At 57.1% G+C, this 7,455-nt stretch carries 8 protein-coding genes; 4 read left to right on the forward strand and 4 right to left on the reverse strand.

Annotated features, from left to right (window positions below; genetic code table 11):
- Positions 1–262: 262 nt before the first annotated feature.
- Entirely contained in the window at positions 263–880 is a 618-nt protein-coding gene (locus Q8N40_RS10715; protein WP_305711797.1) for a hypothetical protein, read from the reverse strand.
- An 81-nt stretch (positions 881–961) separates the two neighbouring features.
- On the opposite strand from Q8N40_RS10715, the gene Q8N40_RS10720 reads away from it, so the two are divergent.
- Together Q8N40_RS10720 and Q8N40_RS10725 are read left to right on the forward strand one after the other, a co-directional pair.
- Positions 962–1,396 carry a hypothetical protein gene (locus Q8N40_RS10720; protein WP_305711798.1) on the forward strand — a complete coding sequence of 145 codons (435 nt, stop codon included), beginning with the start codon at positions 962–964 and terminating at the stop codon, positions 1,394–1,396.
- 165 nt (positions 1,397–1,561) lie between these two features.
- Positions 1,562–1,858, forward strand: a complete 297-nt coding sequence (locus Q8N40_RS10725) for a nucleotidyltransferase family protein (protein WP_305711799.1) — start codon at positions 1,562–1,564, stop codon at positions 1,856–1,858.
- A gap of 190 nt (positions 1,859–2,048) precedes the next feature.
- Here Q8N40_RS10725 and Q8N40_RS10730 read toward each other — a convergent pair whose 3' ends face one another.
- A complete protein-coding gene (locus Q8N40_RS10730; protein WP_305711800.1) occupies positions 2,049–5,960 on the reverse strand; it encodes an Eco57I restriction-modification methylase domain-containing protein in 3,912 nt (1,303 codons plus the stop codon).
- A 222-nt stretch (positions 5,961–6,182) separates the two neighbouring features.
- Between Q8N40_RS10730 and Q8N40_RS10735 the strand changes: the two genes are divergently transcribed.
- Positions 6,183–6,368, forward strand: a complete 186-nt coding sequence (locus Q8N40_RS10735) for a hypothetical protein (RefSeq protein ID WP_305711801.1) — start codon at positions 6,183–6,185, stop codon at positions 6,366–6,368.
- Positions 6,369–6,530: 162 nt separating this feature from the next.
- Here the strand turns inward: Q8N40_RS10735 and Q8N40_RS10740 are convergent, their stop codons facing one another.
- Positions 6,531–6,809 (reverse strand): type II toxin-antitoxin system VapB family antitoxin, encoded by a 279-nt coding sequence (locus Q8N40_RS10740; protein WP_305711802.1) that lies wholly within the window; start codon positions 6,807–6,809, stop codon positions 6,531–6,533.
- Between the two features lie 165 nt (positions 6,810–6,974).
- On the opposite strand from Q8N40_RS10740, the gene Q8N40_RS10745 reads away from it, so the two are divergent.
- On the forward strand, positions 6,975–7,223 hold the full coding sequence (locus Q8N40_RS10745; RefSeq protein ID WP_305711803.1) for a DUF2442 domain-containing protein: 249 nt from the start codon (positions 6,975–6,977) through the stop codon (positions 7,221–7,223).
- A gap of 12 nt (positions 7,224–7,235) precedes the next feature.
- On the opposite strand, the gene Q8N40_RS10750 is transcribed toward Q8N40_RS10745, so the two are convergent.
- A partial coding sequence (locus Q8N40_RS10750; protein ID WP_305711804.1) for a BrnA antitoxin family protein occupies positions 7,236–7,455 on the reverse strand: 220 nt, incomplete at its 5' end.

Consider the following 7,455-nt stretch of genomic DNA (forward strand, 5'->3'; position numbering starts at 1 on the left):
CACGTCTTGGCCGGGCGTCAGCAAGACAAAAGACGTGGATGGCCGGGTCAAGCCCGGCCATGACGAAGAGGGGTTTCCTCTTGGCTGTTTGAAAATTGAATCCGTAAACAAACACCGCTGTCATCGCCCGGCTTGACCGGGCGACCCAGTATTCCAGCGGCGCTTGAGATAGAACGAGAGGCCGCGGCGTACTGGGTCGCCCGGTCAAGCCGGGCGATGACAGTTTTGATTGGTGCGACCCGCCTTGCACATCTTCGGCGTCCTACTTCCCCTGCGGCAGCAGCGCTTGCGGCAACGCGTCGAACGTATAGGGCTGCGGCCGGTTGCGCCGCATGAAGCCGCCGATCTGCCAGGCGAACAGCGCGGCGAAGCCGACCAGGAACAGGGCGCCGGCGAACTCGCCTGTGGCGAGCGCGCGCACCAGCAATCCGGCGATGGAGATCGCGACCGCCGCCACCACCACGCCTCCCGCGGCGTAGAGACCGGAATTGATGCCGCCGATCAGCGAGGCGGTGCCGCCCGCCTGCCGCATCCGCGCATGCAGTTGCGTGATGAAGTCGCGGTAGGGCCGATCCTGCGTCGTCATCAGGGCGACGGTCTGCCAGCTCGTCGAGTAGATGGCGAGGCGCTGGCCGTCGTTGCGCGTGATATCGCAGCGGAACCGGCGCGACTGCATCGACGCCGGCCGGTAGGACAGCCTGATCTCCGCGAGTTCGTCATAGCGCCAGACGCCGGACTTGGCCCCGACGTGCCAGGACAGCCCCTGCGCCGTCAGTTCGAATTGATGGGCGCTGCCGATCAGCGACGCCTTGTAGGCGTAGTGGGTGGCGGGCGCGGCTTCCGCGGAGGCCGCGGCTTGGTCGGACGATGGTGCTGGCAATGCGATGTATCCCGGTGATGGCCGTTCCTGGCTGGCGGCGCCGGCTTGCGCGCCCCGCCGGCTTTACCCTACAAACGCCCGATGGCCGAGACGACTTATTTTCCGCGCCGCCTGATTCTGGCGGGCGCGATGATCTCAGGGGTGCTGCTGGCGCTCGCCGTGCACATGCTGGGGGTGCGCTACGGCCTCGACCTCGGCGGCCTGTGGCGTGGCGGGTCCGGCGACTTCATGCCGGCGGGCGCGGCGATCGCGTGGTGGCTGATCGCCACCGTCGGCTTCTCCGGCGGCTATTTCACCGCAGCGCTGATGGACAGCGCGGCAGCCGGCCAGATCCCGCCGCGGATGCGCCAGTTCCTGATCGCAGTCGGCGTCCTCGTGCTGGCCGGCGCCGGCCAGGCGGCCTCGGCGCCGAGCCCGATCCCGACCATCTCGGGCGTGCTCGCCGGCCTCGCCGCGCTGTGCCTCGGCGCCGCGATGGCGTTTTGCGGGGCGTATTTTGCGCTGCGCAAGGCGTGAGGGGGATTCGGTAGGGTGAGCAAAGATTCCGCCGCAGCTCGAAGAGCGAATGCGGAAACGTGCCCACCACTTTACCCGCTTGACGGTTGGTGGGCACGGCGCAAAGGGGCGCCTTTGCCCACCCTACCTGCGACAGCCCACCCGATCCGTGGTATATCCTTCCGCATGAACCGCAGCGAAGCCCTTGAGACCCTTCTTCGATCCGAACCCGACCTCCGCGCGCGCGGCGTGCGGCGGGCGGCCGTGTTCGGCTCGGTGGCGCGCGGCGACAGCCGGCCTGACAGCGATGTCGACATCATGATCGAGATCGATCCGGCGGCGCATCTGACCGTGTTCGACTATGCAGATATCAAGCAGTTTATCGCCGGCCTGTTCGAGGGCCCGGTCGACGTGGTCAACCGCGACGGCCTCAAACCTCATGTCCGTCCCGCCGCCACGGCCGATGCGATCTATGCGTTCTAGGTCAGTTGAACAGCGCTTCGCGATATCCTGCACCATATCGAACTCGCCCGCATGTTTTCGGCGGGCCTCGATGCGAGCGCTTTCAAGGGCGACCTCAATCGTACGCTGTCAGGCGCTGCTCTTCAGTTTCATCTGCCCCTACGGACTGTGCATTTATCCGGTGTCACGCCTTCGCATCTGACTGGTCTCGTCATGTCAGCCTTCTTCCTTCGACCATCGAAATCTCTTGCTGTGTGAGTTGATAGAGGTCGTACACGACTTTATTCAACTCCGCCTCTTGCCGACGTATTTCAGCGTCATTGGCCGAGAGTTCGCGCTCAAGATCGATGATTTGCTTAACAACAGCGTCATTGTCCGGCACAGCAAGCCTACGCAGCGCATTGCAAAGCTTCTTTCCCTCTGTATTTTCAGTGATGGCTAAGGTCGACGCCAAGACCTTCCATTGAGCCACAATAAAAATACCTTCGTGCTCATCCAAAAAAATACGGTCGATTGCAGTGATCCCTGCAATTGAAAACGAAAGCTCGCCGCCCGTAAAGGAGGCAGCTAGAGAGACACCCGCATCAAGACGAAGTGTGATTTCGTCGTAGCGAGCTGCTAGTGCTCGTTCAAACTCTTTTTCCGCCCATTGTTTTCGCGCATCGGGTTCAAGCTGCTTAGGTGCTCCCTCCAAGATTTCTTTCTTGGCCTTTAAGCCAGAGAATAACCAAGTCTCGGGACGGGACCGCGTGCGCGTAACCACCAATCGTTTCTGCAGCTTCGCAATAAGGTCTCGACGCTCCGTATGCGCGCCTTGAAGTTCCCTTGCGCGGCTGGCGACATCTGCCCGCTGAGACTCGTTAGCGGGTGGAATCGGCAACGGTGAAATGAACTGTTTATTGGCAGAAAGGTAGTTCCCTCTAAAGGGTTTGGAAATTCGACGGAATACATAGTCTGCCACCGGTGCATTTAGAATGCCGGCCAAGAAAAATGGGTCTTCGGATGCCGCAACAGCAACGCCACCAACGTCGACGTTATCGAGATAGACCGAACCTTTATGATCGACCGAACAGGCGAGTCTTGCCACGAGACGCGGCACAACTAGTTTTACGATTTCTTGCTTGTCCAGATTTTGGTTGCGTCCGAACCGATACCAAGAATCATCGTCAAATGGCGCATCAAGGATTTCACCTTTTTGACTCTTCTTGGCCTCACGATTCCGTAGAATCGCTTCGTACGAGAGCAGAAATTTCCATGCCTCAGGGTAAAGGTTGGCCATGTTCTTCTGAGTGATCAATTCGATTTTTTGGTTGTCAAATTGGTAAGGAAACAACAAGTAGATATCTGTCTCTGGATAGACATAACGCTTAGCTTCAGTACCTGAGACCAGGGGTTTCATGATCTCATCTTCGAGCTCAACCTCATAAGGCGGCGGGGCGTCGTCTCCTCTCGGGCTACAAACGTAACGACGTGAGCCGAGCCGTTTCAAATGATAGATCGAGTCGGCACTGGTTTGCAGGCCGACGAAAATGTTCTCGGTGTGCACCGGGTCACTGAGCAGGCGGCAGCGTTCGTACAGCTTGTCTGTTAATGCTCGCTCGCTACCGGAAAGGAGAAGCCACCGGTCCCCGAAAACCTGATGACCGTATGCAAGGGAACTTCCTGGCTGATCCCATGGCCGTTCCGGGATAACCCCATTTGGGGCAAGAGCAATTTTAATGGCATCGTTGGGTGCCTTCGTGAAAAACTGTAACGCCGTGTAGTTTGTTGCCTCCTCAAATACCTGGAATGCCTTGAAATCAATCCATCCCTCAAGGTTGCGACCTCTAGTTACTTGGCTACGAAGTCCTTCGCCGTACTCATTGACCGCCCATAGACTGGGTGCGATGAACCCAAGCCGGCCCCGCTCATTGAGAAGCGACAGGCCCTTTTCAATGAATGGGAGATAGAGGTCAAAGTTCCCGGTCTTTGCACTGGAGTAGCCATTTATATGAACGGCCGAGCGACCGTTTCGTAGAAACTCCGCCATGTCGCTGTGTACCCGACGAAAATTCTGCAGCTTTACGTAGGGTGGATTTCCAATGATGACGTCAAAACCACCACGGGCTTTTACCTCAGGAAACTTCAATTCCCAATCGAAGGCATTTACCCTTTCCCGCTGTGTATCATCGTAGAATCCGAGATCAATCTGCCCTTTGTAAAAATTGCTGTCGATGAGGCTGTTTCCTTCCCGTATCGTCGCCCCAAGCGATGACAACGGCTTGTCTCCTCGGGCGGTGTGCAGCCAAAGTGCGAGTTGTGTAATTTCAACTGATGCCGCGTTAATGTCGACGCCATATAGGTTGCTCTGAAGGATGTCTCGAATCAGGGCGTCATCATCACGAACCACAAAATCCTTCGATACCTGCCTGCGAATGGCTTGGATCGAGTGCCATTCATCAACGAGATAGCGGAGAGCCGTGATGAGAAAGGCTCCTGATCCGCAGGCCGGATCAAGGACCGTAATACCTTTCAGCAGTGACGAATACCGATCAATTGCCTCTACTGTTGGAAGCGCGTCGTCTTCTTCGTCGGGCCACCGGCATTCACGCTTTAGTTCTGTCAATCTCGGGCCAAGAGTAAGGTCGACGATACGCTCCACAACCCACTCAGGCGTATAATAAACGCCGTCACGCTTTCGCTTGTTCTCCTTGTTGATCGATAAGCGCCCATCGGCTTCCGCTTCCAAGATTTCCAACTCTGTAATTGATTGCTCAAAGATACGGCCTAGTGTGTAAAGACCAAGACTCTTCGATACCTCACGTTTCAGTTCAGGAACTGGCGCCTCGGCAACCGGCGGTCTCGTGAGATCTTCGGACCAGTCCGAAGCAAAGCTGTAGGATGCAGAAAAATAGAGCAGCGTTAGTTTGTGCGCGTAAAGGCCCGCCTCATTTTGACCTTGACCGGGTTGGCAGAAGACATGGTTTGGCACATGAAGACGGTCCAGGTCTTCATCCACCGCAAAGAGACCACCATTGAAGGCATTTAGCTTTGTTCCGCCAAACGGTTCTCCCAAATTCATCGCGCTGAACAGTTCAACGAGTTTTTGCCAAATGTTTTGTCCATTAGGCTTGAGATAACGATCTTTGCTTTCGTCTATCAGGAAATCTCGGAGCAGCTGAGGCGGAAACCCCAGCGCTCGTCCCATATCCTCGCAAAAGAAGATGAATATGCTGCGATCGAGAATCTTTTGCGCCAAGCGCACCAATTTTCCTTTGGTGCCCGGAAACCGAGTGGTGCCCTCTCCATTATGCTCTAGGAGAGCAAGGTAGAGGTGCTCGCGAAACTTTCGGTACTCGGCATAGAACGTGTTTTCAAGTTCTCGTTCTCTAACCCACTGCTGAGCGATAAGCTGAGCAAGATGCGAGCGACCTCCCATTATGAGCAGAGTGTCTCGATGGAATAGCTTCTTAAACAGAAAGCGATCAAACCTAGCATCTTCGGAATCAGATAATAGATTCGCTCCTTGGAAAAGCGTCGTCGGCCTAATTGTGAATCGGATAAACTGATGGTGGCTGCGGTCAAACCAATACAAACGAAATTCGTTCATGTCAGTTACGAGCGCCCACGTCGGGAGTGTGGGCTCATTACCGAACATGCCTCGTCTGGCGTTGCTCAAATAATCCAGGCACTGTCGAACAGGTGACCGATTGTTTCCCTTGCGCTTTTGCGGTGCATCAAGATCGGACTTAATGTCTTTGAACTCGCAAACGACCTGCGGGATACTTGTTGGTGCATCTTTTGAAAAATACCCGATGGCAAGATCAGCCGCGCCGGTGCCTCCCTTCTCTCCGGCACCGGCAATCGAAAACTTGGGCCAGAGTGTAAAATTCTTCTCTGCCCCGATTTGCCCCGATTGCGCATAACCCCACGTGTCTCGAAAGAATACTTCGATGAACGCGGCTTCCGCTGAAGTTTCCTTGAGATCTTTCCGTTCAGACCAGCGAACCAATCTCTCATCGAGTTGACGCTCTTCCTCTGATCCTTGAAACGCCTTGTAGTCGAGCGCCCAAACCGACCGAAGGAATTGCTTTGTAATGAACGAGTTGTGAAGTTCCTGCATTTGACTCTTGATTTCAGCCATTGGCTTCGAAGACAACTATGAGATGCATGCCTAAAAATCTTGCCTTCTGCAATGAAACTGTTGGAGCATTTCCGGGAAGGTGCGAAATTCCGAGCCAGCTGGCACCGTCGCGAGGGCCCTCACTAGCAATCAGTGAGCCTCGGGGACAAATCCGCCAAACACCTCGCGCGGCGCAGCGGGATAGCGCATAATTTCCTTTTCGGCATTCAAATCGCGTGAAGCATGGCATCTTCCCGACAACGCGACCGTTTCCAGCAGGACGAGCAGACCGACCTGTTCGGCGAGGATACACCTACGCCCGAATATCGCGCCGATCCCGACTCGGTTCGCGCCGAACTCTACAAGATTCTGGCCGAAACCCGGGCGGCGCAGAGCCTGCCTTGGGAGCCCAAGACCGTCCTGCTCTAACGGACCATTCCGCAGATGACGAACTGGCTGCCCGACGAGGAAGGTGCGCAATTGCGCTTCGCGTTCGAGACGGAGATCAGGCGGCTGGAAGCGGCCTGAGATTGCGGTTGAGTTGGACTTCGCCCGCGATGGTGGCGATGATCGCGGAGGTATCCAGAACCATCAGGACGGCAACCCGCAACCGTCATAACCGACGATGTCATCTGCCGGCCGGGAATCCAGAACGCGCATGCGGGATACGCGCTCGAAGAACGTATCCAGCGCGGCCTTGCGGTCGCCTTGTGCTGGCGGCGCAATACGGGACAGCCGTTCTTCAACCGCACGCTCCAGCGCGGTTTCAACGTCTTCGCCGGTTAGGCGGGCAAGCCGCTGTGCGAGCTGGTCAACTCTGGCGGAAATATTCATAGACCACCGATAATTGTTCGAAAGCGCGATGAACATACCATAATTAGGGGCCGATATCACTCCCGTTGTTTTTCGCCGAGGCGGTTGGGCGACATCCCCGCACGTCATTGCAATGACGGCGGATTGCGATTCGCTAATCCGCCCTGCATGCTATTATCCGCCATCCGGGATCGCAGCGCGATGTCCTGACAGGCAAATGGCATGAGTACTTTGGAAATTGATGTCGGCGATATCAGGCCGGTCTCGGTTGCCTTCACCGCGGATGAACTGGTGGTGACGCTGGCGGACGGCCGCAGGATCGCGACTCCGCTGGCGTGGTACCCGCGGCTGCGCGAGGCCGATGCCGCCACGCGCGCGCGCTTCGAGTTGATGCCGATGGGTATTCACTGGCCCGAACTCGACGAAGACCTCGGGATTGCGGGGATGCTGCGGGGACGGCCGGGCGCCTGAGGCCGATCCAGCTCACCCCGCCTTCTTCTTGGTCACGGCTTTTCCCCGCGACGTCTTCGCCGCCGCCTTCCTGCGCGTCATGTGCGATTTCAGCGCCGCGCCGATGCGGGACTGATAGCCCGGGCCGCTCTGCTGAAACCAGCGAAGCACCGCGGCGTCCAGCCGCAAGGTGATCAGTTGCTTGGGATCGGCGGATTTCGGCCGGCCGCGACGAACGAGCCTGCCGCCCTGA

This window comes from Bradyrhizobium sp., assembly GCF_030693485.1.
In the GTDB taxonomy this organism is placed as follows: domain Bacteria; phylum Pseudomonadota; class Alphaproteobacteria; order Rhizobiales; family Xanthobacteraceae; genus Bradyrhizobium.